Here is a 21,964-nt window from a genome sequence, read left to right as displayed (position 1 = left end):
GGCCGTGACACGTCAGTCGACCCGGAGCCGGTAGCCGCGCTTCACCACGGTCTGCACCACGCGGGGCGCGCGTAGGCCCGCCCGGAGGCGGGCGACGGCCATCTCCACCGCGTGCTCGTCCGCGCCCCGGGGCAGCGTCCGCAGCAGCGCCGTGCGGGACAGCACCCGACCGGGGGACTGCGCCAGCGCCCGCAACACCGCCATCGGGGCGGGGGCGAGCGGCCGCAGCTCGCCGTCGATCACCGCGGCGTGTCCGCGCAGCGTGAGCAGGTGCCCGCCGGCCTTGAAGGTCATGGTCCGGCGGGGCAGCTCGTCGACGATGGTGCGTACCAGCGCCCCCAGCCGAGCCCGACCCGGTGCGCTCACCGGCACCCCGTGCCGCAGCAGCGGCTCGGCGGTCACCGCGCCGACGCAGCTGGCCAGTACATCACCGCGCAACGCGGACAGCACCGCGTCGGTACGGTCCCCGGCCGCCCGCAGCAGCGCCTCGGCCGCCGGCGCCGAGGTGAACGTCACCGCGTCCACCAGCCGGCCGGCGATGAGGTCGATCAGGCGGTGCAGCGGCGCCGGGTCGGTCGGTGGCGCCCAGCGGTAGACCGGCACCTCGATCACCGTCGCACCCGCCGCCTCCAGCGCGAGTGTGCACTCCGGCTGCCGCTCACCGTGCAGCTGCATGGCGATCACCTGCCCGGCCACGCCGCGTCGGCGCAGGTGGTCGACCACCTCGTCACAGCTCTCCGACGCTGGCGACCACTGGTCGTGCAGTCCGGCCGCACGGATCGCGCCGCGCGCCTTCGGGCCCCGGGCCACCACGTACGAACTGGCCAGCACCGAGCGCAGCGGCTCGGCCAACCCCCAGCCCTCGGCCGCCTCCAGCCACCCGCGCATGCCGATGCCGGTGTTGGCCATCAGGATGTCCGGCGGTTGGTCGAGGCAGGCGCGGGTCGCCTCGCGCAGCTCGGTGTCGTCGGACAGCGGCACGATCCGCAACGCCGGAGCGAGCACCACCCGGGCGCCGCGCCGTTCGAGCAGTGCGGCCAACTCGTCGCGCCGCCGGTCGGCGGTCACCCCGATGGTGAAACCCGCCAGTTCTTCCCGCATCAACCCTCCTGTCGCAGCCGCACCTCGACCAGCCCGTTGCGGCAACGCGCGTCGTGCCGGGCCACGGCCACCCCGGGCAGGTCGAGGCAGTGCCCGCTGCGCAGGTCGTACACCTGTTTGTGCAGCGGCGACGCGACCGTCGGCACCCCGGCACGGCTGCCGACGATGCCCCGGGACAGCACGTACGCCCCGGAGACCGGATCGCGGTTGTCGATGGCGAACAGCCCGTCCGCCGTCCGGAAGACGGCGACCTGGGCCCCGTCGACCAGGGCGGCGACCCCCCGGTCCGGTTCCAGTTGGTTGAGGGGGCAGACGGCGGTCCAGCCCCGCGTCATGACGTGGTTCATCGGCGTACCTCCGGAAGGCCCAGCGTGACGGGTTGCCGGCGGTGCCCGTCGGCCAGATGTGGTCGGGCCGGCGAAGAGCCACCCGCCGGCACCGGCTGGCCGCGTTCCCGCGCGAAGGTGATCGACGGGTCGGGCACGTCGGGAGCGTTGACGAAGGAGGTGTAGCGGCGCAGCCGATCCGGGTCGTCCAGCACGTCACGCCACTCGTCGGAGTACGACGCCACGTGCTGGGCCATCGCCGAGTCCAGTTCGGCGCAGAGCCCGAGCGAGTCGTCCACGATCACGGAGCGCAGGTGGTCCAGGCCGCCGTCCATCGCCTCGATCCAGCCGGCCGTGCGTTGCAGCCGGTCGGCGGTGCGGATGTAGTAGATCAGGAAGCGGTCGATCAGCGAGATCAGCTCTTCCGTGGACAGGTCGGTGGCGAACAGGTCGGCGTGCCGGGGCCGGAAGCCGCCGTTGCCACCGACGTACAGATTCCAGCCGGTCTCGGTGGCGATGATGCCGAAGTCCTTGCTGCGCGCCTCGGCGCACTCGCGGGCGCAACCGGAGACCGCTGACTTGATCTTGTGTGGGGCGCGTAGTCCTCGATAGCGCAGCTCCAACGCGATGGCCAGCCCCACCGAGTCCTGTACGCCGTACCGGCACCAGGTCTCGCCCACGCAGGACTTCACCGTCCGCAGCGCCTTGCCGTACGCGTGGCCGGACTCGAAGCCGGCGTCCACGAGCCGCCGCCAGATCTGGGGCAGCTGCTCCACCCGCGCCCCGAACAGATCGATCCGTTGCCCACCGGTGATCTTGGTGTAGAGCTGGAAGTCCCGAGCGACCTCGCCGATCACGATCAGCTTCTCCGGGGTGATCTCGCCGCCCGGGATCCGGGGCACCACCGAGTAGCTGCCGTCGCGTTGCAGGTTGGCCAGGAAGTGGTCGTTGGTGTCCTGCAACGACGCCTGCTCACCGTCGAGCACGTGCCCACTGCCCAGCGACGCGAGGATCGACGCCACCACCGGCTTGCAGATGTCGCAGCCACGACCCCGACCGTGCTCGGCGACCAGCCGGGAGAAGGTCCGGATGCCGCGCACCCGGACGATCTCGAACAGCTCCCGCCGACTGACGTCGAAGTGCTCACAGAGCGCCGTGGACTGCGCCACCCCGGCCGCGTCCAGGAGCTGCTTCAGCATCGGCACACAGGAACCGCAACTGGTGCCGGCCCGGGTGCACGCCTTCAACGCCGCCACGTCCGCGCAGCCGTCGGCGATGGCGGCGTCCACGTCGCCGCGGGTCACCGCGTTGCAGGAGCAGACCTGGGCGGTGGCGGGCAGCGCACCGGCGTCAGCGCCGCCGCCGTCCGGGGCGAGCAGCGCCAGCGGCGCGGCCGGCAGGGGACCACCCACACTGGCCCGCAACGTCGGGTACGCGCTGGCGTCGCCCACCAGCACCCCGCCGAGCAGGGTGTGCGCGTCGTCGGAGAGGACCAGCTTCGCGTAGACCCGGGTGGCCGGGTCGGTGAACGTGACGTCCAGGCAACCCGGGGTCGTGCCGTGCGCGTCGCCGAACGAGGCCACGTCGACGCCGAGCAGCTTGAGCTTGGTGGCGGTGTCCGCGCCCGGGAAGGTCGCCGCCCCGCCGACCAGCCGGTCGGCCACCACCTCGGCCGTCGCGTACCCCGGTGCGACCAGGCCGTGGCAGGTGCCGTCGACCGCCGCGCACTCACCGACCGCCCAGATCCGCTCGTCGGCGCTGCGGCAGGTCTCGTCGACCAGCACACCGCCGCGTGGACCCAGTGGCAGACCGGCGGCCCGGGCCAGCTGGTCCCGAGGCCGGATGCCGGCGGCCACCACCACCAGGTCGGCGTCGATGGCAGCACCGTCGGAGAGTTCCAGGGCCGCGACGCCGCCGTCCGGGCCGGGTCGGATCGCGGTGGTCGCCACCCCGAGATGCGTCCGTACGCCCAGGTCGTCGACGTAGCGGCGCAGCATCGCACCGCCGGCCTGGTCCACCTGCACCGGCATCAACCGGGGCGCGAACTCGACCACGTCGGTGCTCAGGCCGAGCAGCCGCAGGGCGTTCGCCGCCTCCAGACCGAGCAGCCCGCCGCCGATCACCGCGCCGGCCCGCCGGCCCCGCGCGTACGCCCGGATCGCCGCCAGGTCGTCCAGGGTCCGGTAGACGAAGACCCCGGGCAGCTCCGCGCCGGGCACCGGCGGCACGAACGGGTACGACCCGGTGGCCAGCACCAACATGTCGTAGCGGTACTCGCCGAGGGCGGTGGTCACCACCTGCCTGTCCCGGTCGATGGCGGTGGCCGGCTCGCCCAGACGCAGCCGCACCCCGTCGTGCGGTGTGTGCAGGTTGAGCTCGCTCTCACTCACCCCGTCGAAGTACGCCGAGAGTCGCACCCGGTCGTACGCCGGGCGCCCCTCCTCGGCCAGCACGGTCACCCGCCAGTGGCCCTGCGGGTCACGGGCGCGCAGCGCGTCAACGAAGCGCTGCCCGACCATGCCGTTGCCGATGACGACCAGATCGCCGCCGCTCATCGCGTCACCTCCACCGATTCCGCCTGGCCAAGCCAGTCGACGATGCCGCCCACCGCGTCCCGGCATCCGCCGCATCCGGTGCCGGCCCGGGTCGCCGCCACCACCGCATCCACCGTCCGCGCGCCGGAGCGCCAACTGCGCACCAGCGCGCCCTTGGTCACCGTGTTGCACTGGCAGACCGTGGCCGAGTCCGGCATCAGCGCCGGTGACGCGGCTGGAGCCGCACCGACCGCGCCGAGTGCCCGGCCCAGCAGCAGCGCCCGCCGGTCGGTCGGCACCGGGTGGCCACGGTCGAAGAGCTGGATCACCGTGCCGACAGCCGGGTTGTCGCCGAGCAGGATCGCGCCGATCAACCGCTCGTCCCGGATCCGCAGCCGGGCGTACGTGCCCCGGGTCGGGTCGGTGAAGGTCAGCTCCTCGCCCGGCCCGGAGCCCACCGCGTCGCCCATCGCGGCCAGGTCGATCCCGGCGGCCTTGAGCCGGGTCACCACCGGCCGGGGTCGGTACCGGGCCAGCGGGTCCGTCCCGGTCAGTACGTCGGCGAGCACCCGGGCCTGGGCCCAGGCGGGTGCGACCAGCCCGGTGAGCACGCCGTCGTGCTCGGCGCAGTCGCCGATCGCGGAGATGGACCGGTCGTTGGTGCGGAGCCGGTCGTCCACCACCACGCCGCGCCGCACGGTCAGCCCGGCGGCCTGCGCGAGGGCGGTGTCCGGGCGTACGCCGCAGGAGAGCACCAGGAGGTCGGCGCGCAGCGATCGGCCGTCGGCCAGGTCGAGGCGAACACCGTCGGCGTCCGCGGCCACACCGGTCGCGGGCACCGCCAGCTGGACGGTGACGCCGAGCCCGGCGAGTGTGCCGGCGAGCACCGCACCGGCCGCCGGGTCGAGTTGCCGTTCCATCAGGTGCCCCGTCGGGTGCACCACGGTGGTGGCCAGACCCCGGGTGGCGAGCCCCCGGGCGGCCTCCAGGCCGAGCAGCCCCCCGCCGAGCACCAGCGCGCTGCGCGCGCCGACCGCGGCTGCGAGGATCCGTCGGCAGTCGTCCAGAGTCCGGAAGGGGACCACCCGCTCCGGCAGGTCGGCCGGGTCGAGGCCGGGCAGGGGCGGCACCACCGCCCGGGCGCCGGTGGCCAGCACCAGGTGGTCGTAGGAGATCCGTTCGCCGTCGCCGGTGCGGACCTCCCGGGTGGACCGGTCGACCGCCGTCACCGGTACGCCGGTGCGCAGGTCGATGCCGTGCCCGGCGGCCTCGGTCAGCTCCACGTCCGGTTCGTCGACCCGACCGGCCAGCAGTGTGGAGAGCAGGATCCGGTTGTACGCGCGGTGCGGCTCCGCCCCGAGCACGGTGACCTTCCGGTCGCCCTCCCGGGCGTGCAGCTCGCCGGCGAGGCGGGCTCCCGCCATCCCGTTGCCGATGATCACCACCCGGGCGGTCATGCCTTCTCCACCCGGACCGCGCAGATCTTGAACTCGGGCATCCCGGAGATCGGGTCCACCGCGTCGTTGGTCACCGAGTTGGCCCGGCCCGGCCCCGCGTAGTGGAACGGGGCGAACACGGTGTCCGGCCGGATCCCGGCGCTGAGCCGGGCCGGAGCGCGGAACTCGCCTCGGCGCGAGGTGACCCGCACCGGATCGCCGTCGTCGATGCCCAGCCGGGCGGCCAGGTCGGGGTGCAGCTCGACGAATGCCTCGGGGGCGGCGCGGCGCAGTGCGGCCACCCGGCGGGTCTGGGTGCCGGACTGGTACTGCGCCAGTACGCGGCCGGTGGTGAAGTGCAGCGGGTACGTGGCGCAGACCTCCTCGGCGGCCGGCCGGTGGTCGACGGGGTGGAACCGCGCCCGGCCGTCCGGGGTGGCGAACCGGTCGGCGAAGAGCCGTGGGGTGTCCGGCCCGTCCTCGGCCGGGCAGGGCCAGTAGACACCGTCGGCAGCGTCGATCCGGGCCCAGCTGATGCCGGCGTAGTCGGCGGCCCCGCCGGCGGAGGCGCGGCGCAGCTCGGCGAAGACGGCGGCCGGGTCGGCCGGGAACCGAGCCGCCGCGGTGCTGTCCGCCGGGCCGGCGGCCGATTCGGTGGCGGGTGCCTCGGTGGCGGCCAGCCGGGCCGCGAGGTCGGAGATGATGGCCAGGTCGGTCCGGACGCCCGGCGGGGGCGGGCGTAGGGCGCGCCGACGCAGCACCCGACCCTCCAGGTTGGTCATCGTGCCGTCCTCCTCGGCCCACTGCGCGGTGGGCAGCACCACGTCCGCCAGCGCGGCCGTCTCGGAGAGCAGCAGATCGGCGACGACCAGCAGGTCGAGGTCGCGCAACCGGCGCTCGATGCGGGCCGCCCGGGGCGCGGAGACCACCGGATTGGAGCCGAACACCAGCAATGCCCGGGGGCCGTCCGGAGTGCCGAGCGAGTCGAGCAACTGGTAGGCCGGAACGCCGGGACCGGGCAGCTCGTCGGCCGGCACCCCCCAGACCCCCGCCACGTGCTCGCGGGCCGCCGGGTCGTCGATCCGCCGGTAGCCGGGGAGTTGGTCGGCCTTCTGCCCGTGCTCCCGCCCGCCCTGGCCGTTGCCCTGGCCGGTCAGGCAGCCGTACCCCGAGCCGGCGCGGCCGGGCAGGCCGAGGGCGAGGGCGAGATTGACGTACGCGGTGACCGTGTCCACCCCCTTGGCGTGCTGCTCCGCGCCGCGCGCGGTCAGGATGACCACTCGACCGCCGGTGCCCAGCGCGCGGGCGGTCGCCTCCAGGTCGGCCACTGGCACCCCGGAGAGTTGTTCCGCGCGGGCCGGCCACCACGCGGCGACGCTGCGGCGGACCGCCTCGAATCCGGCGGTGCGTTCGGCCACGTACGCCCGGTCGACCCAACCCTCGGTGAGTGCGATGTGCAGCAGTCCGTTGGCCACCGCGAGGTCGGTGCCGGGCAGTGGTTGCAGGTGCAGGTCGGCCTGGCGGGCGGTGGCGGTGACCCGGGGGTCGACGACGATCAGGCGCCCGCCGTTGCGGCGCTGCTCGGTGAGCCAGCGCACCAGCGGCGGCATGGTCTCCGCCGGGTTGGCCCCGACCAGCAGCAGGGTGTCGGCCCGGCCCAGGTCGGCGAGCGGGAACGGCAGCCCCCGGTCGATGCCGAAGGCGCGCATCCCGGCGGCTGCCGCCGAGGACATGCAGAACCGTCCGTTGTAGTCGATGTGGCGGGTGCGCAGCCCGATCCGGGCGAACTTCCCCAACGCGTACGCCTTCTCGTTGGTGAGGCCACCGCCGCCGAAGACGGCGACGGCGTCCCGGCCGGCGTCGTCCTGGACGGCGCGGATGCCGGCGACGACCCGATCGAGTGCGTCGTCCCAGCTCGCCGCGTGCAGCTCACCGGTGGCTGGGTCGCGCACCAGCGGGGTGGTCAGCCGCTCCGGGTGGTCGAGCAGTTCCGCGGCGGTCCAACCCTTCTGGCAGAGCCCGCCCCGATTGGTGGGGAACTGGCGGGGGTGGACCGTCACCCCGCTGTCGTCCTCGCGCAGCACCATCCCGCACTGGAGCGCGCAGTACGGGCAGTGCGTCGCCACCTCCCGGGGCGTCAGCCCCGGCCGAGTTGCCGACCATGCACCGTCTGTCATGTCGGGAAAGCGTGCCGTCGGGCAGTTTCCAGTCCGGGTCTCTTCTGTTTCGGTCCTGTCAAGTGGGGCTCACACCGCACCGGGGCAGCGAGCGTGATGGAGGTATGGGTCGGGATGCCTGTGGAGCTGAATCGCTGACGACATCAGCGAATGACTCGTTTGTGACATCAGCTCCACAGTGCGGCGGCCCGCCCACCCGGGCTGGACGAGAGCCGATCAGGGTCTGGTGGCGGCGACGGGACGCCCACCCGCGCATCGCTTATTATGTGGGAAATCTGTCTTGAATAATGGGAGGGTGCGATGAGCGTCGCGGACGTCTTCGACGCGGTGGCCGGCAGCTACGACGAGGCTCGCCGACGGCTGGTGCCCTGCTTCGACGCCTTCTACGGCACGGCCGTCCAGGTTGCCGCGCCACCGCTGCGGGCCGCGCTGGCCGTCGGTCGTACGCCGGAGGTGCTGGACCTGGGCGCGGGCACCGGCCTGCTCTCGCTGCTGCTCTCCGCCGCGGTGCCGGGGGTACGGCTGACCCTGGTCGACGCGGCGCCGGCGATGCTCGCCCGCGCCGCCGACCAGTTGGACGCCCGATCCGTGCCGCACCGGACGGTCCGGGCCGACCTGGCCGACCCGCTGCCCGACGGCCGGTACGACGCGGTGGTCAGCGCGCTGGCGATCCACCACCTGGACGACGCCGGCAAGCGATCGCTCTACCGGAGGGCCGCCGCCGCACTGGCGCCCGGTGGGGTGTTCGTCAACGCCGAGCAGGTCGCCGGGCCGACACCGGCGCTGGACCGGCGCTACGACGAGGTGTGGACGACGCGGATCACCGAGCTCGGCTCGCCCCCGGAGGAGATCGCGGCAGCCCGGGAGCGGATGCGGCACGACCGGCCGGCGACCGTCGGCGACCAGTGCCGCTGGCTCACCGAGGCCGGGCTGACGGACGTCGACTGCTACTTCAAGGAGTGGCGCTTCGCGGTGTTCGGTGGCCGGTCCGCCGCGCGGACCGGGTGAGACGCTGCCGGAATGTGCGTTTCGACACCGGAGGGCGAGCTGGTGGGCGCGTGGATGACTGGCGGTCATACCAGTGGGTAGTCTCACCGGCATGACTGCCAAGGTGACTCTGTCGTTCACCGACGAGACGATCGAGGAGGCCCGGCGGTTCGCCAAGCGCGAGGGGCTGTCGCTCTCCGCGTGGATGGACCAGGCCGCTCGGGAGAAGGCGCTGCGCGAGGTCTTCACCGCGCACGCCGCCGCCGTGGGCCGTGCCGGTCTCGACCTCGAGTCCGCCGCCCTCGCCGACGCCCGGGAGGTGGGCATGGTCAACGACCTGCTCTCCGGCGGACGGCCGCGTGCTGCGTAGGGGAGAGGTCTGGCGCATCGAGGGCGCCCGGGAACGCCTCGGGCTCGTGATCAGCTCAGACGTCTACAACTCCACCGACGTGCCGATCGTGATCGTGGTCGAGGTCGTCGAGGAGTCGCTGCTGCGCGACTCGCCGCTCGCCGTGTCGATGGGCCGGTACGTGGTGATGCCCGATCGCATCTCCTCGCCGATGAAGAAGTGGTTCACCGACTGCGTGGACGTCGCCGACACCGACACCATGCTCCGGGTCGGCCGCGCGCTGCGCATCCTCCAGCAGCTCTGACCAGGGCCCGGGTGGCGTGCTCACCACCGCCGCCGGCCCGTGGTGCGGTCCCCGTTTCCGCGCCGACCCGCGACGGGCACTGCCAGGTAACCCGGTGTTCCTAGCGTTTCCCCTCGTCACATCGACGAGAAGGAGTCGCCGTGAGCACGCTCACCAGCACCGCAGTCACCGCCGGGCCGTCAGCCGCCACCGGGCGTGGGCGCCGGCTCGTCGACTGGCGCCCCGAGGACCCCGACTTCTGGCGGGCGACGGGCGCCCCGATCGCCCGGCGCAACCTCTGGGTCTCGATCTTCGCCGAGCACGTCGGCTTCTCGGTGTGGAGCCTCTGGTCGGTCACCGTGCTCTTCCTCGGCCCCGCGTACGGCATCGATCCGGCCGGGAAGTTCCTGCTCACCGCCGTGCCGGCCGCACTGGGGGCGGTGCTGAGGCTGCCGTACACGCTGGCGGTGGCCCGCTTCGGCGGGCGGCGCTGGACGATCATCAGCGCGCTGCTGCTGCTGGTGCCCACGGTGCCGATGACCGTGCTGCTCGAACCCGGGGTGTCCTACTCGACGCTGATGGTGCTCGCCTGCATCACCGGGGTCGGTGGCGGCAACTTCGCCTCCTCGATGGCGAACATCAACCTGTTCTACCCGCAGCGGCTCAAGGGCCGGGCCCTCGGGCTCAACGCCGGTGGCGGCAACCTGGGCGTACCCGCGGTGCAGTTGGTCGGGCTGGCGGTCCTCGCCACCGCCGGTGCCGCGTACCCCCGGCTGGTGCCGGCGGTCTACCTGCCGCTGATCGTGCTGGCCGCGCTGGCGGCGGCCCGCTGGTTGGACACGGTGCCCGGGGCGCGCAACGAGCCGGGCGCACTGCGCGAGGCGGCCCGCGACCCGCACACCTGGGTCATGTCGCTGCTCTACATCGGCACCTTCGGCTCGTTCATCGGGTTCGGTTTCGCCTTCGGCCAGGTGCTCCAGCTCCAGTTCGCCGAGCGGTTCCCCACCCCGGTCGACGCCGCCTGGCTGACCTTCCTCGGCCCGCTGATCGGCTCGCTGATCCGGCCGCTGGGCGGGCACCTCGCCGACCGGTTGGGCGGGGCCCGGGTGACCTTCTGGAACTTCGTGGCGATGGCGGTCGGCGCGGGCACCGTGCTGTACGCGGCCCGGGAGCACTCGTTCGAGCTCTACCTGGCCGGGTTTCTCGCCCTCTTCGTCTTCTCCGGCATCGGCAACGGCTCCACCTACAAGATGATCCCGGCGATCTTCCGGGCCCGGGCCGCGGACGCGGTGACCGCGGGCCGCCTCGACCCGGAGGCCGCCGCGCGTTGGGCGCGGCGCATGACCGGCGCGTTGATCGGCATCGCGGGTGCGATCGGCGCCTTCGGCGGCGTGCTGGTCAACATCGCGTTCCGTCAGTCGTTCCTCGGCTCCGGCAACGCCGACGCCGCCTACCTGGCCTTCATCGGCTGGTACGCGTTGTGTTTCGCGGTCACCTGGGTCGTCTACCGTCGCCCGGGAACCGATCGGCTGGCCAGCGTGTGAGCTGGGCCACGGTCGGCGCGGCGCCGCGCGGGACCGGACCCCCGTTTTGACCTGCGGACGGGGCGCCGGGTATCGTTGCCTGCTGTTGTACGACATCCAGAGGCGTGCCCTATCAGGTACGCTTGGTCGTTCGTGCGCGCTGGTCCGGCCTGCAAGATCTGGTCACCTCGGCGCGCGACCCCAGACCGACGACGAGACAAGGTAGACCTGTGCGTACGTACAGCCCGAAGCCGGGTGAGATCGAGCGTCAGTGGCACGTTATCGACGCCTCTGATGTCGTGCTGGGCCGCCTGGCCACCCACGCCGCCACGTTGCTGCGTGGTAAGCACAAGCCGACTTTCGCGCCGCACGTCGACACGGGCGACTTTGTCGTCATCGTGAACGCGGGCAAGGTTGCGTTGACCGGCAACAAGCGCCAGACCAAGGTTGCTTACCGCCACTCCGGTTACCCGGGTGGTCTGAAGCAGGTCGGCTACGACGAGCTGCTGACCAAGCGCCCCGAGCGGGCCATCGAGCTGGCTGTGAAGGGGATGCTCCCGCACAACAAGCTCGGCCGTCAGCTGATCAAGAAGCTGAAGGTCTACGCCGGCGCCGAGCACCCGCACCTCGCGCAGCAGCCGGTGCCGTTCGAGATCAAGCAGATCGCGCAGTGAGCGCGGGCGAAGGAAGCAGCATGACCGACATCACCGAGACCGAGGTTGCCCCCGAGGCCACCGAGGCGCCGGCGCCCGTCGCCCGCGCGCCGCGTGGTGACCGCCCGATCCAGACCGTGGGTCGGCGCAAGGAGGCCATCGTCCGGGTCCGTATCGTTCCGGGTACCGGCAAGATCACCTGCAACGGTCGCGACCTCGAGGCCTACTTCCCGAGCAAGGTGCACCAGCAGCTCATCAAGGACCCGCTGGTCACCGCCGAGAAGCCCGAGGCGTTCGACGTCATCGCCAACCTGCGTGGCGGCGGCACCACCGGCCAGGCCGGTGCGCTGCGGCTGGCCATCGCCCGGGCGCTGATCGTCAACGAGCCGGACGACCGTCCGGCCCTCAAGAAGGCCGGCTTCCTCACCCGGGACGCCCGGGTCAAGGAGAGCAAGAAGTACGGCCTCAAGAAGGCCCGTAAGGCTCCCCAGTACTCGAAGCGCTGATCTTCACCAGCGCGTTGTACTTCTGACGGACGGCCGGTTCACCTCCCCTCGATCGGGGGAGGTGGCCGGCCGTTTCGCTTTCTCCTCACCGGCAGTGCGCATCGGAGGTTGGCGGGTATGGGTCGGTTGTTCGGCACGGACGGCGTACGCGGGCGAGCGAACGCGGATCTCACCCCCGAATTGGCGCTGGCGCTCGCGGTGGCCGCCGCGCACACACTCGCCGAGACGGACCGCAGTCACCCGCCGCTCGCCGTCGTCGGTCGGGACACCCGGGCCAGCGGCGAAATGCTGGAGGCCGCCGTGGTCGCCGGGCTGACCAGCGCCGGCGCCAACGTGGTGCGGGTCGGCGTGCTGCCCACTCCCGCGGTGGCGTTCCTGACCGCCGAGGCCAAGGCCGACCTCGGGGTGATGCTCTCCGCGTCGCACAACCCGATGCCGGACAACGGCATCAAGCTCTTCGCCGCCGGCGGGCACAAGTTGCCCGACGAGATCGAGATGCGGATCGAGGCGGCCGTCGAGACGAACGCCACCACCGCCTGGGATCGCCCGATCGGCGCCGGCATCGGCCGCGTACACGACCTGCTCGACGGCGCGGACCACTACGTCCAGCACCTGGTCGGCACCCTGCCGCACCGGCTCGACGGGATCAAGGTCGTGGTCGACTGCGCCAACGGTGCCGCCGCCGAGGTCGCACCGGTCGCCTACCGGGAGGCGGGCGCGGAGGTCATCGCGATCCACGCCGAGCCCGACGGCCTGAACATCAACGACGACTGCGGCTCCAACCACATCGAGGCGTTGCGTGCCGCCGTGGTCGAGCACGGCGCCCACCTGGGCATCGCCCACGACGGCGACGCCGACCGCTGCCTGGCGGTCACCGCCGACGGTGACGAGGTGGACGGCGACCAGGTGATGGCGATCCTCGCGCTGGCCATGCGCGACGCCGGCACGCTCACCCAGGACACCCTGGTGGCGACCGTGATGAGCAACCTCGGCCTGCGGCTCGCGATGTCCGCGCAGGGCATCCGCCTGATCGAGACCAAGGTCGGCGACCGGTACGTCCTGGAGGAGCTGCGCGCCTCCGGGCTGGCGCTCGGTGGCGAGCAGAGCGGCCACATCGTCATGCCCGCGCACGCCACCACCGGCGACGGGGTGCTCACCGGCCTGCACCTGATGGCGCGGATGGCGGCCACCGGCCAGTCCCTCGCCGAGTTGGCCTCGGTGGTCACCAAGCTGCCCCAGGTGCTGATCAACGTGCCGGTCGGCGACCGCACCGTCGGCGCCGCCGCACCGGCCGTCCGCGCCGAGGTCGAGCGTGCCGAGGTGGAGCTGGGTGAGACCGGCCGGGTGCTGCTGCGCCCGTCGGGCACCGAGCCGCTGGTCCGGGTCATGGTCGAGGCGGCCACCGAGCACACCGCCCGGTCCGTGGCCGAGCGGATCGCCGAGCAGGTCCGCGCCGCCAGCCCCGCGAGCTGAGACCGCCACGGCGGCGGTCTCACATCTGCCCGCGGGTGGTGGAGTCGAGGTTGTCGGTCGGTCAGCGGCTCGAGCTCAGAGCGCGCAGCCGGCTGACCGCCTCGGTCAGCACCTCCGGGCGCTTGCAGAAGGCGAAGCGGACCAGCCGCCGGCCCGCGTCGGCGTCGTCGTAGAAGACCTGGGTGGGCACCGCCACCACGCCGCAGCGCTCCGGCAGCGACCGGCAGAACTCCACCCCGTCCCGGCCACCGAGGGCGGTGACGTCGGCCGTGACGAAGTACGTCCCCTCCGGCCTGAGCACCTCGAACCCGGCGTCGGTGAGACCGCCGATGAGCTGGTCGCGCCGCTGCTGGAGCCCGTCGCGGAAGCCGGTGTAGTAGTCGTCCGGCAGGGCAAGCGCCACGGCGACGGCCGGTTGCAGTGGCGCGGCGTTGACGAAGGTGAGGAACTGCTTCACCCGCAGCACCGCCGAGACCAGGGCGGCCGGGCCGCTCGCCCAGCCGACCTTCCAACCCGTGCAGGAGAACGTCTTGCCGGCCGAGGAGATGCGCAGCGTCCGCTCCCGCATCCCGGGCAGCGTGGCCAGCGGCAAGTGCGGGTTCGCCGAGTCGGTGAAGACCAGGTGCTCGTACACCTCGTCGGTGACCGCGTACGCGTCGTGCTCCTGGCACAGCTCGGCGACCAGCGCCAGCTCGGCCGGGGTGAAGACCTTGCCGGTCGGGTTGTGCGGTGAGTTGAGCAGCACCAGCCGGGTGCGGGGGCCGAACGCCGCGCGCAGCGCCGCCGGGTCGAAGGCGTACCGGCCGTCGGCCGCGGGGCGCAGGGTCACCGGCCGCCGGACCGCGCCGGCCAACGCGATCGAGGCGGCGTACGAGTCGTAGTACGGCTCGAAGCAGACCACCTCGTCACCCGGCTCGCAGAGAGCGAGGATGCTCGCCGCGACCGCTTCGGTCGCGCCGGCGGTGATCACGATCTCGCCGTCCGGGTCGTACGCCAGGCCGTGGAACCGTTGCTGATGGGCCGCGACCGCCGCGCGCAGGGCGGGAATCCCCGGCCCGGGCGGGTACTGGTTCTGCCCACCGCGCAGCGCCTCGGCGGCGGCGGCCAGCATCTCCGGTGGGCCGTCGGTGTCGGGGAAGCCCTGGCCGAGGTTGACCGCACCGGTCCGTACGGCGAGGGCGGACATCTCGGCGAAGATCGTCGTGCCGAACGGCCGCATCCGGGCCACCAGCGGGTCGACATCGGTGCTCGTCGTCACCTGCGCCAGCCTACGGGTGCCCCCGGCTGAACCCCAGGCCCGCCGCGCTCGCTTGATCGACTCGAGATCGCTGATATCGGGGTATCAACGGCATCCCGATACCGCGACATCGCTGATCGCGTGTCGATCAAGCGAGACTGGCCGCGCTCAGCCTCACTCGGGCGCGCAACTGGTCGCCCAGGACCCCCGAGTCTTGTTGACGACCGGTTTGCCGGCACCGGTGACCGTGACGGTGCAGTCGAGTGGTCTCTCACCATTGTCGGACCATCTCGCCTCCACCAGAACCCGGCTCTGGCCGTTCGTCCGGATCGTGGTGCGCCAGGGCAACTTCGCGCCGTCGACGTGGATCAGGTCGCTCTCGGCGTCGAAGTACGCGATGTCGGCCCGGCCCTCTCCGGTGACCTCGTAGACCACGGTCACCGGTGCCGGCCCTGACGTCGGTCGAGTGATCGGCTGCCTGCTGGGGGTGGGCGGCACGGTGGGCGGCTGGGCGGTGGGTCGCTCCGGAACGGGCGCCCGTGTGGTGGGAGCGGTCCAGCCGTCGTCGGGAACGACCCACGGCTCCTCGGCGATCGGCTCCGATCCGGCGCCGTCGAGCAGGAAACCGCCCGCGCAGAGGCAGCCGCAGACGATCACGACCAGCGCCACGAAGACCGCGACGACGATCCCGACGACCCGGCCGCTGTTCGTGGTCGCGCTACCGCTGGCCTGCGGGTAGCCGGGGTAGGCGTACGGCGGCGGATAGCCGTACGGCGGCGGGTGGCCGTACGGCGGCCATCCTGCTGACGGCGGCCATCCTGCCGGCGGTGACTCCCCGGTGGGCGTGGGCCAGCCGGCGGGCGTCGGCCACCCCGGGGGCGGCGGCGATCCGGCGGGCGGCGGGCCCGAGGCGTCGGGCGGGGACGGCGACCACGGGGACGCCGGCGCTTCCGGCGTCCACTGGGTCGCGGGCGGGGACGGCGCCCACGGCGCGGCCGGCGGAGGAGGCGCCCACGGGGCTGGTGCCCACGGGGTCGGCGGTGCCCACGGCTGGCCCGGTGCCAGCGGGTCGGGTGCCGGGATCGGGGCCGAGGAGGCCGGCGCCGTCGGGTCCGGCGGTGGTGGGGGAGATGCCGGGTCCGATGGTGAGGAGGGGGACGGTTCGGGCGGGGGCGCGTCGGACATGGCTGCTCCGGGCGGGAGTGGGTATGGAACGAACGGGCCGAGGGCGGGCGCGCCGAACCCGCCGCGAGACTGTCGTACCCGAAGGCGCGCCGCAACCCCATCGTCCCCGGGCGGCTACGACGGGGCTGTGACGCTCGTCCCGTTGCGACCCGCCAGCCACCGATCGCTCAGATTCCGTGATTGATAACCGCCCTTTCGAGCACCCATCGTGAGCGAAACTGGGTTAGGCTGCGGGCCATGTGTGGAATCGTGGGATACGCGGGCGCGCGCCCCGCACTCGGCATCGTGCTCGACGGGCTGCGGCGGCTGGAATACCGCGGCTATGACTCGGCGGGCGTCGCGATCGTCTGCGACGACCAGCTCCTGACCGAGAAGAAGGCCGGCAAGCTGGCCAACCTCGAGAAGGTGCTGTCCGAGCGGGCCGCCGACGACCCGACCTCCTGCGCGGCCAGCCCGATCGGCATCGGTGACGGCACCACCGGCATCGGGCACACCCGGTGGGCCACCCACGGCGGCCCCACCGACCGCAACGCCCACCCGCACGTCGCCCCCGACGGACGGGTCGCGGTGATCCACAACGGCATCATCGAGAACTTCGCCAAGCTCCGCGCCGAGCTGGAGGCCGACGGCGTCCAGTTCACCAGCGACACCGACACCGAGTGCGCCGCGCACCTGCTCGCCGCCGCGCTGGCCGACCTGCGCGCCGCCGGCCAGCCGGACAGCCCGCAGCTGCTCGCCGCCGGCATGCGGGTGGTCTGCCAGCGGCTGGAGGGTGCGTTCACCCTGCTCGCGGTGGACGCCGCCGTGCCCGGTGCGGTCGTCGGTGCCCGGCGCAACTCGCCACTGGTGGTCGGCCGGGGCGACGGTGAGAACTACCTGGCCAGCGACGTGGCCGCCTTCATCGAGCACACCCGGGAAGCGGTCGAGCTGGGCCAGGACCAGATCGTCCTGATCACCGGTGACAGCATCGAGATCACCGACTTCGAGGGCCAGCCCGCCGCCGGCAAGGACTTCCACATCGACTGGGACTCCTCGGCGGCCGAGAAGGGCGGCTACGACTGGTTCATGCTCAAGGAGATCGAGGAGCAGCCGCAGGCCATCGCCGACACGCTGCTCGGCCGGCTCACCGAGACCGGTGAGATCGCCCTCGACGAGGTCCGCCTCAGCGACCAGGATCTGCGCGACGTCGACAAGATCTTCATCGTGGCCTGTGGCACGGCGTACCACGCCGGCATGGTCGCCAAGTACGCCATCGAACACTGGACCCGGATCCCCTGCGAGGTGGAGCTGGCCAGCGAGTTCCGCTACCGCGACCCGGTGCTCGACCGGTCCACGCTCATCGTGGTGATCTCGCAGTCCGGCGAGACGATGGACACCCTGATGGCGCTGCGCCACGCCAAGGAGCAGAAGGCCCGGGTGTTGGCCATCTGCAACACCAACGGCTCGACCATCCCCCGTGAGTCCGACGCGGTCCTCTACACCCACGGCGGGCCGGAGATCGCCGTCGCGTCCACCAAGGCGTTCCTCACCCAGGTCGTCGCCTGCTACCTGATCGGTCTGCACCTCGCCCAGGTGCGCGGCATCAAGTTCGCCGACGAGGTGGGCGCGGTGGTCGCGCAGTTGCAGGAGATTCCGGCCAAGCTGCGGGAGTTGCTCGAGCGGATCGAGCCCGTGCGCGAGCTGGCCCGGGAGCTGAAGTCCGAGCCCACCGTGCTGTTCATCGGCCGGCACGTCGGCTACCCGGTGGCCCTGGAGGGTGCGCTGAAGCTCAAGGAGCTGGCGTACATGCACGCTGAGGGCTTCGCGGCCGGTGAGCTGAAGCACGGCCCGATCGCCCTGATCGACAAGGGCACTCCGGTGATCTGCGTGGTGCCCTCGCCAGTCGGCCGCGGCATGCTGCACGACAAGGTCGTCTCCAACATCCAGGAGGTCCGGGCGCGTGGCGCGCGGACCATCGTGATCGCGGAGGAGGGCGACCAGGCCGTCGTCCGGTACGCCGACCACCTGATCTACGTGCCGCGTACGCCGACCCTGCTGGCCCCACTGGTCACCACCGTGCCGCTGCAGGTGCTCGCCGCCGAGATCGCCGCCGCCCGGGGGCACGACGTGGACCAGCCCCGCAACCTGGCCAAGTCGGTCACCGTCGAGTAGGGCACGCCCTAAGCCTCAGCGGCCGAGCACGACCCGGGCCATCCCGTCCAGCGCGGGGTTGCCCGGGTCCCAGTAACCGGCGTGCCCGCCCAACCCACTGCCGAAGACCCGGCCGCCGAAGCCGGGATCGGACGGGTCGTGGCCGAACCACAGCTCGTGCCCCGTCCGGTCGGGCCAGCCCAGCACCGCGGCCAGCGGAGCAGCACCCAGCAGGGCACGTCGGCCCAGCTCGTCGGCGGGGCGGGCCGCCCGGATCACGTCGTCGGGGGCGCTGCTCGCCCAGACCTGCCCGGGTGGCACGCCCAACTCGGCGGCGTGCGCCGCGCCGACCCCGGGCGAGCCGACGAAGACCAGGGCGTCGGCGGCCAGCCCGTGCTCCCGGGCGGCCACACCCACCACCAGCGACCCGTAGCTGTGCCCGAGCACGGTCTGCCGCGCCGGTGGCCCCTCGTGGCTGGCCCGCAGCCCCTCCTGAAAGCGGTGCAGGGCCGGGCCGGCGTCCCGGGCCTGGCCAGCCGAGGCGGCCTCGGTCAGGAAATCCGGGGCGTCGTAGTCCAACCAGAGCACCGCCGCGGTGCGCTCACCCGGCGCGAGCGCGGCGCACCGGTCCAGCACTCGGGCCGCCCTGCCCAGCTCGCCCGGGGCGTCGTCCAGGCCGGCGGTCATCCCCGGCACGTAGGTCAGCACCCGCTCGGCCTGGTCCGGGTCGCCGAGCGCCACCACCACCCGGCCCTCCCCGGCCGGATCCAGCCCGAGCAGGTACGCCCGCGGCTCCCCGCCGGCTGCCAGCCTGCCGGTCAGCGCGTCCAGGCCGGCCAACCGCCCGGCCACCCCGTGCAGTCGGACCGACGCGAGCGGCCCCGGCGGCACCCGGGCGAGCAACCGTCGCCGCTCAGCCAGCAACTCCTCGCGCCAGATGCCGAGTCGCAGCCGATTGGCCTGGTCACGGGCGGCCACCGGCACCCCGTCCAATCGGCCGACCAGCGCCGCCTCGCGCCCGATCAGCCACCGTCGCTGCGCCGGTGTCAACCCGGACCACCATGCGCGGACCAGCGTCGGCGCCGCGCCGGGGGCCGGCCGGCCCGGCGGTGGCGGGGACGCCCAACCGGAGCTGGCGGCGCGGGCCAGCTCATCCAGCCGGTCCGCGGCGACCCGATCCGCGAGCCCTGCCCCGTCGAGCGCGTCCCGGAGGGCCGCCGCCACCCGGGCGGCCGCCACGCCGGCCCGCTCGGTGGGCCGGACCTGGGCAGGATCGACGTGCACCCTGCCCGCGCGGTCCACCACCAGGCCGGCCGCGTCCGCCTGAGCGACCGCCTCGGCGAGCCGCGCCTTCGCCACCGTCAGCCGACCGGCCAACTCGGTCAGCACCTGGTCGACCTCGATCAGCGCGGGCGCGACCGAGGTCAGCTCGTCACACAGACCGGCGAGCCGGGCGTCCGCCGCCGTGGCGGCAGCACCGGACCAACCGCCCCGCAACCGCCCGGCGGCCCCGCGCAGCTCGCCGACGCGTCGATCGAGCGACCCGGTCAACCCGGCCCAGGCCGCCCCGGCGGCCCGCCAGCCGCCCGGATCGGCTGCCCACAGCTGCCGGTAGCCGACGCCGCTCACCGGGGCAGGGCGGCGAACCGGTCGGCGGCCCGGTCGTCCACCGTCTCGTACGCCTCGGCCGCCGCCCGGACCCCGCCGGAGGTCGCCGCGACCCGGGCACCCAGCCGGCAGAACCAGGCGTGGCCGGCTGCCTCCAGCCCGGCCAGGGCTGCGCCAGCTCGCCACTCGGGCGCCGCCACCAGCAGCCCGGGCACTCCCGCCAGGCCCAGCGCCAGCCGGTGCGCCGCGTCGTCGAGCGTGACGGCCACCGCCCGCAGCTCCTCCGGCTGGACGGCAAACGGCTCATCGGTCATGACCACACCCCCGTGCGCGATCGGCATCGACGCGCTGACGGTAGGCGGGGCACCCCGGGGTTCGCCGTACCCTGTGGACAGCCGGCGGCGGTTCGTACCCCGGCCTGTCCACAGGCGTTGCCCACCGCGTGGCCGACGGCTAATCTGCGGCCTCCACCGCCGGTAGGGTGGTCTGGTGATCGTCGCTGTCGGCATCGACGTCGTGCTGGTGGACCGGTTCGCCCGGGCCCTGGCACGGACGCCGTCGCTCGCCGGCCGGCTCTTCACCGAGGCCGAGCGGCACACCCGCTCCGGCAGTCCGCGCTCGCCGGAATCGCTCGCCGCCCGCTTCGCCGCGAAGGAAGCCGTGGCCAAGGCGCTCGGTGCCCCGGCGGGGCTGAACTGGCACGACTGCGAGATCGTGCCCGATCCGGACGGCCGACCCTGGCTGGCCGTCTCCGGCACGGTCGCGGCGGCGGCCGACGCGTGTGGGGTCAACCACTGGCATCTCTCGTTGTCGCACGACGGGGGGATCGCGTCGGCGATGGTGGTCGCGGAACGATGACGTCGGCGGCGGGCCGATCGGGCCCACCCGCGAGCGGAATGGGACACGGTGGCATGAGAGCGGTGTGGCGGGTGGCCGACGTACGGGCGGCCGAGGCCGGGCTGATGGACACCCTGCCGGAGGGGACGCTGATGCAGCGGGCCGCCGCCGGGCTGGCCCGCCGGGCCGCGCTGCTGCTCGCCGAGCGGGGCGGGGTCTACGGCGGCCGGGTGCTGCTGCTGGTCGGCTCCGGTGACAACGGCGGTGACGCGCTGTACGCGGGGGAGCGGCTGGCCCGTCGGGGCGTCCGTGTGTCCGCCCTGCTCCTCACGCCCGGGCGTGCGCACGCCGCCGGGCTGGCCGCGCTGCGAGCCGCCGGCGGCCGGCGGGTCGACAGTCCGGCCGGCGCGGTCGACCTGGTCCTCGACGGCATTGTCGGCATCGGCGGCACCGGCGGGCTCCGGGCGAACGCGGACGAGGTGGTCCGGCGCCTCGGCGAGCTACGCGGGCGCGACGGGGAGCGCGCCACCGTACTGGCGGTGGACGTACCGAGCGGGGTCGCGGTGGACACCGGTCACGTGCCGCTGTCCTCGTCCGGCCGGCCCACCGCGGTCCGCGCCGACGTGACGGTGACGTTCGGCGCGCTGAAGCCCGCACTGGTGGTCGGGCCGGCCGCCGCCCTGGCCGGGCAGGTGGAGCTGGTCGACATCGGGCTGCGGCCGTGGCTGCGGGGCACCCCGGCGATACGGGTCACCGAGTGGTCCGACGTTGTCGACTGGTGGCCGGAGCTGGGCCCGGCGTCAGAGAAGTACACCCGGGGAGTGGTGGGCGTGGCGACCGGCTCAGCCACCTACCCGGGCGCGGCGGTGCTCTCCGTGGGCGGTGCTCTGGTGGGGCCGACCGGTATGGTCCGATACGCCGGCGGGGCCCGTGCCGAGGTGCTGCACCAGCACCCCTCGGTGATCGCCACCGGGCGGGTCGCCGACGCGGGCCGCGTGCAGGCCTGGGTCTGCGGCTCCGGGTTGGGCACCGGTGAGGACGCCGCCGCCGAGCTGCGCGCCGTGCTGGCCGCCCCGGTGCCGGTGGTGCTCGACGCCGATGCGCTGACCCTGCTGGTGGACGGCTCGCTCGCCGACCGGCTGCGCGGTCGGGACGCGCCGATCGTGGTCACCCCGCACGACCGGGAGTTCACCCGGCTCTGCGGGGAGGAGCCCGGGGCGGACCGCGTCGCCGCCGCGCTGCGGCTGGCCGCCTGGATGAACGCGGTGGTGCTGCTCAAGGGGGACCGCACGGTGATCGGCACGCCGGACGGTCGGGCGTTCGTCAACCCGACCGGCACCCCGGCGCTGGCCACCGGTGGCACCGGCGACGTGCTGGCCGGGCTGCTCGGCTCGCTGCTGGCGGCCGGAGTGCCTGCCGATCGGGCCGCGGCCGCGGCCGCGTACCTGCACGGGCTCGCCGGTCGGGAGGCGGACCGGGGCGGGCCGGTGACCGCGCCCGACGTGGTGACCGGGCTTCGCCCGGTAATCGCCCGGCTGGGCTGATCATGCGGTCCCGAGTCCGACGACCGGATCGCCCGCCGGGACGTGCGTCGGCGCCCGCGGTGATCACAGCGGAAA

At 73.6% G+C, this 21,964-nt stretch carries 20 protein-coding genes; 10 read left to right on the top strand and 10 right to left on the bottom strand.

Annotation, left to right across the window (positions count from 1 at the left end):
* Positions 1 to 12: 12 nt before the first annotated feature.
* The 5 genes from ACQEUX_RS23650 to ACQEUX_RS23630 are packed head-to-tail and all read right to left on the bottom strand — an operon-like array spanning position 13 to position 7,484.
* Positions 13 to 1,101 (bottom strand): uroporphyrinogen-III synthase, encoded by a 1,089-nt coding sequence (locus ACQEUX_RS23650; protein ID WP_433052316.1) that lies wholly within the window; start codon positions 1,099 to 1,101, stop codon positions 13 to 15.
* Positions 1,101 to 1,448 carry a nitrite reductase small subunit NirD gene (nirD, locus tag ACQEUX_RS23645; RefSeq protein WP_433052313.1) on the bottom strand — a complete coding sequence of 116 codons (348 nt, stop codon included), beginning with the start codon at positions 1,446 to 1,448 and terminating at the stop codon, positions 1,101 to 1,103. The genes ACQEUX_RS23650 and nirD overlap by 1 nt, the downstream gene beginning before the upstream one ends.
* Positions 1,445 to 3,982 carry a nitrite reductase large subunit NirB gene (nirB, locus tag ACQEUX_RS23640; RefSeq protein WP_433052310.1) on the bottom strand — a complete coding sequence of 846 codons (2,538 nt, stop codon included), beginning with the start codon at positions 3,980 to 3,982 and terminating at the stop codon, positions 1,445 to 1,447. Before nirB ends, nirD begins: the two co-directional genes overlap by 4 nt.
* Positions 3,979 to 5,418 (bottom strand): FAD-dependent oxidoreductase, encoded by a 1,440-nt coding sequence (locus ACQEUX_RS23635; protein WP_433052307.1) that lies wholly within the window; start codon positions 5,416 to 5,418, stop codon positions 3,979 to 3,981. The genes nirB and ACQEUX_RS23635 overlap by 4 nt, the downstream gene beginning before the upstream one ends.
* On the bottom strand, positions 5,415 to 7,484 hold the full coding sequence (locus ACQEUX_RS23630; RefSeq protein ID WP_433057089.1) for a molybdopterin oxidoreductase family protein: 2,070 nt from the start codon (positions 7,482 to 7,484) through the stop codon (positions 5,415 to 5,417). The genes ACQEUX_RS23635 and ACQEUX_RS23630 overlap by 4 nt, the downstream gene beginning before the upstream one ends.
* A 390-nt stretch (positions 7,485 to 7,874) precedes the next feature.
* On the opposite strand from ACQEUX_RS23630, the gene ACQEUX_RS23625 reads away from it, so the two are divergent.
* The 7 genes from ACQEUX_RS23625 to glmM all read left to right on the top strand — a co-directional run bounded on the left by ACQEUX_RS23625 (position 7,875) and on the right by glmM (position 13,348).
* Positions 7,875 to 8,582 (top strand): class I SAM-dependent methyltransferase, encoded by a 708-nt coding sequence (locus ACQEUX_RS23625; protein ID WP_433052304.1) that lies wholly within the window; start codon positions 7,875 to 7,877, stop codon positions 8,580 to 8,582.
* A 91-nt stretch (positions 8,583 to 8,673) separates the two neighbouring features.
* Positions 8,674 to 8,931: a DUF6364 family protein gene (locus tag ACQEUX_RS23620; RefSeq protein WP_088950199.1), complete on the top strand. Its 258-nt coding sequence runs from the start codon at positions 8,674 to 8,676 to the stop codon at positions 8,929 to 8,931.
* The gene (locus ACQEUX_RS23615) at positions 8,921 to 9,214 is read left to right on the top strand and encodes a hypothetical protein (RefSeq protein WP_151488090.1); all 294 of its coding nucleotides are present in this window, start codon (positions 8,921 to 8,923) and stop codon (positions 9,212 to 9,214) included. The genes ACQEUX_RS23620 and ACQEUX_RS23615 overlap by 11 nt, the downstream gene beginning before the upstream one ends.
* A 140-nt stretch (positions 9,215 to 9,354) precedes the next feature.
* A complete protein-coding gene (locus ACQEUX_RS23610) occupies positions 9,355 to 10,737 on the top strand; it encodes an MFS transporter (RefSeq protein ID WP_433052300.1) in 1,383 nt (460 codons plus the stop codon).
* A 209-nt stretch (positions 10,738 to 10,946) separates the two neighbouring features.
* On the top strand, positions 10,947 to 11,390 hold the full coding sequence (rplM, locus tag ACQEUX_RS23605) for a 50S ribosomal protein L13 (RefSeq protein ID WP_007465158.1): 444 nt from the start codon (positions 10,947 to 10,949) through the stop codon (positions 11,388 to 11,390).
* A 20-nt stretch (positions 11,391 to 11,410) separates the two neighbouring features.
* Complete coding sequence (gene rpsI, locus ACQEUX_RS23600) at positions 11,411 to 11,875, top strand: 30S ribosomal protein S9 (RefSeq protein ID WP_355050719.1); 465 nt, start codon at positions 11,411 to 11,413, stop codon at positions 11,873 to 11,875.
* 117 nt (positions 11,876 to 11,992) lie between these two features.
* On the top strand, positions 11,993 to 13,348 hold the full coding sequence (gene glmM / locus ACQEUX_RS23595) for a phosphoglucosamine mutase (RefSeq protein WP_433052295.1): 1,356 nt from the start codon (positions 11,993 to 11,995) through the stop codon (positions 13,346 to 13,348).
* Positions 13,349 to 13,409: 61 nt separating this feature from the next.
* On the opposite strand, the gene ACQEUX_RS23590 is transcribed toward glmM, so the two are convergent.
* From ACQEUX_RS23590 to ACQEUX_RS23580, 3 genes are all read right to left on the bottom strand, one after another.
* Positions 13,410 to 14,606 (bottom strand): pyridoxal phosphate-dependent aminotransferase, encoded by a 1,197-nt coding sequence (locus ACQEUX_RS23590; protein ID WP_433052292.1) that lies wholly within the window; start codon positions 14,604 to 14,606, stop codon positions 13,410 to 13,412.
* Positions 14,607 to 14,759: 153 nt separating this feature from the next.
* Positions 14,760 to 15,254 (bottom strand): MmpS family transport accessory protein, encoded by a 495-nt coding sequence (locus tag ACQEUX_RS23585; RefSeq protein WP_433052289.1) that lies wholly within the window; start codon positions 15,252 to 15,254, stop codon positions 14,760 to 14,762.
* A gap of 49 nt (positions 15,255 to 15,303) precedes the next feature.
* Positions 15,304 to 15,615 (bottom strand): hypothetical protein, encoded by a 312-nt coding sequence (locus ACQEUX_RS23580; RefSeq protein ID WP_433052286.1) that lies wholly within the window; start codon positions 15,613 to 15,615, stop codon positions 15,304 to 15,306.
* A gap of 392 nt (positions 15,616 to 16,007) precedes the next feature.
* Here ACQEUX_RS23580 and glmS point away from each other — a divergent pair, with 392 nt between their 5' ends.
* A complete protein-coding gene (glmS, locus tag ACQEUX_RS23575; protein WP_433052283.1) occupies positions 16,008 to 17,921 on the top strand; it encodes a glutamine--fructose-6-phosphate transaminase (isomerizing) in 1,914 nt (637 codons plus the stop codon).
* Positions 17,922 to 17,936: 15 nt separating this feature from the next.
* Here glmS and ACQEUX_RS23570 read toward each other — a convergent pair whose 3' ends face one another.
* Both ACQEUX_RS23570 and ACQEUX_RS23565 read right to left on the bottom strand, forming a co-directional pair.
* Positions 17,937 to 19,529, bottom strand: coding sequence for an alpha/beta hydrolase (locus tag ACQEUX_RS23570; RefSeq protein ID WP_433052280.1), 1,593 nt, complete (start codon positions 19,527 to 19,529; stop codon positions 17,937 to 17,939).
* Positions 19,526 to 19,822: a hypothetical protein gene (locus tag ACQEUX_RS23565; protein WP_433052277.1), complete on the bottom strand. Its 297-nt coding sequence runs from the start codon at positions 19,820 to 19,822 to the stop codon at positions 19,526 to 19,528. The genes ACQEUX_RS23570 and ACQEUX_RS23565 overlap by 4 nt, the downstream gene beginning before the upstream one ends.
* A gap of 175 nt (positions 19,823 to 19,997) precedes the next feature.
* On the opposite strand from ACQEUX_RS23565, the gene ACQEUX_RS23560 reads away from it, so the two are divergent.
* Together ACQEUX_RS23560 and ACQEUX_RS23555 are read left to right on the top strand one after the other, a co-directional pair.
* Positions 19,998 to 20,366 (top strand): holo-ACP synthase, encoded by a 369-nt coding sequence (locus tag ACQEUX_RS23560; RefSeq protein ID WP_433052274.1) that lies wholly within the window; start codon positions 19,998 to 20,000, stop codon positions 20,364 to 20,366.
* 53 nt (positions 20,367 to 20,419) lie between these two features.
* Positions 20,420 to 21,889, top strand: a complete 1,470-nt coding sequence (locus ACQEUX_RS23555) for an NAD(P)H-hydrate dehydratase (protein ID WP_433052271.1) — start codon at positions 20,420 to 20,422, stop codon at positions 21,887 to 21,889.
* Positions 21,890 to 21,964: the final 75 nt, after the last annotated feature.

It is taken from the genome of Micromonospora sp. CA-259024 (genome assembly GCF_050936255.1).
Lineage (GTDB): Bacteria > Actinomycetota > Actinomycetes > Mycobacteriales > Micromonosporaceae > Micromonospora.
The sequence above is the reverse complement of the archived record's forward strand: the minus strand, read 5'-3'. Positions and strand labels throughout refer to the sequence as shown.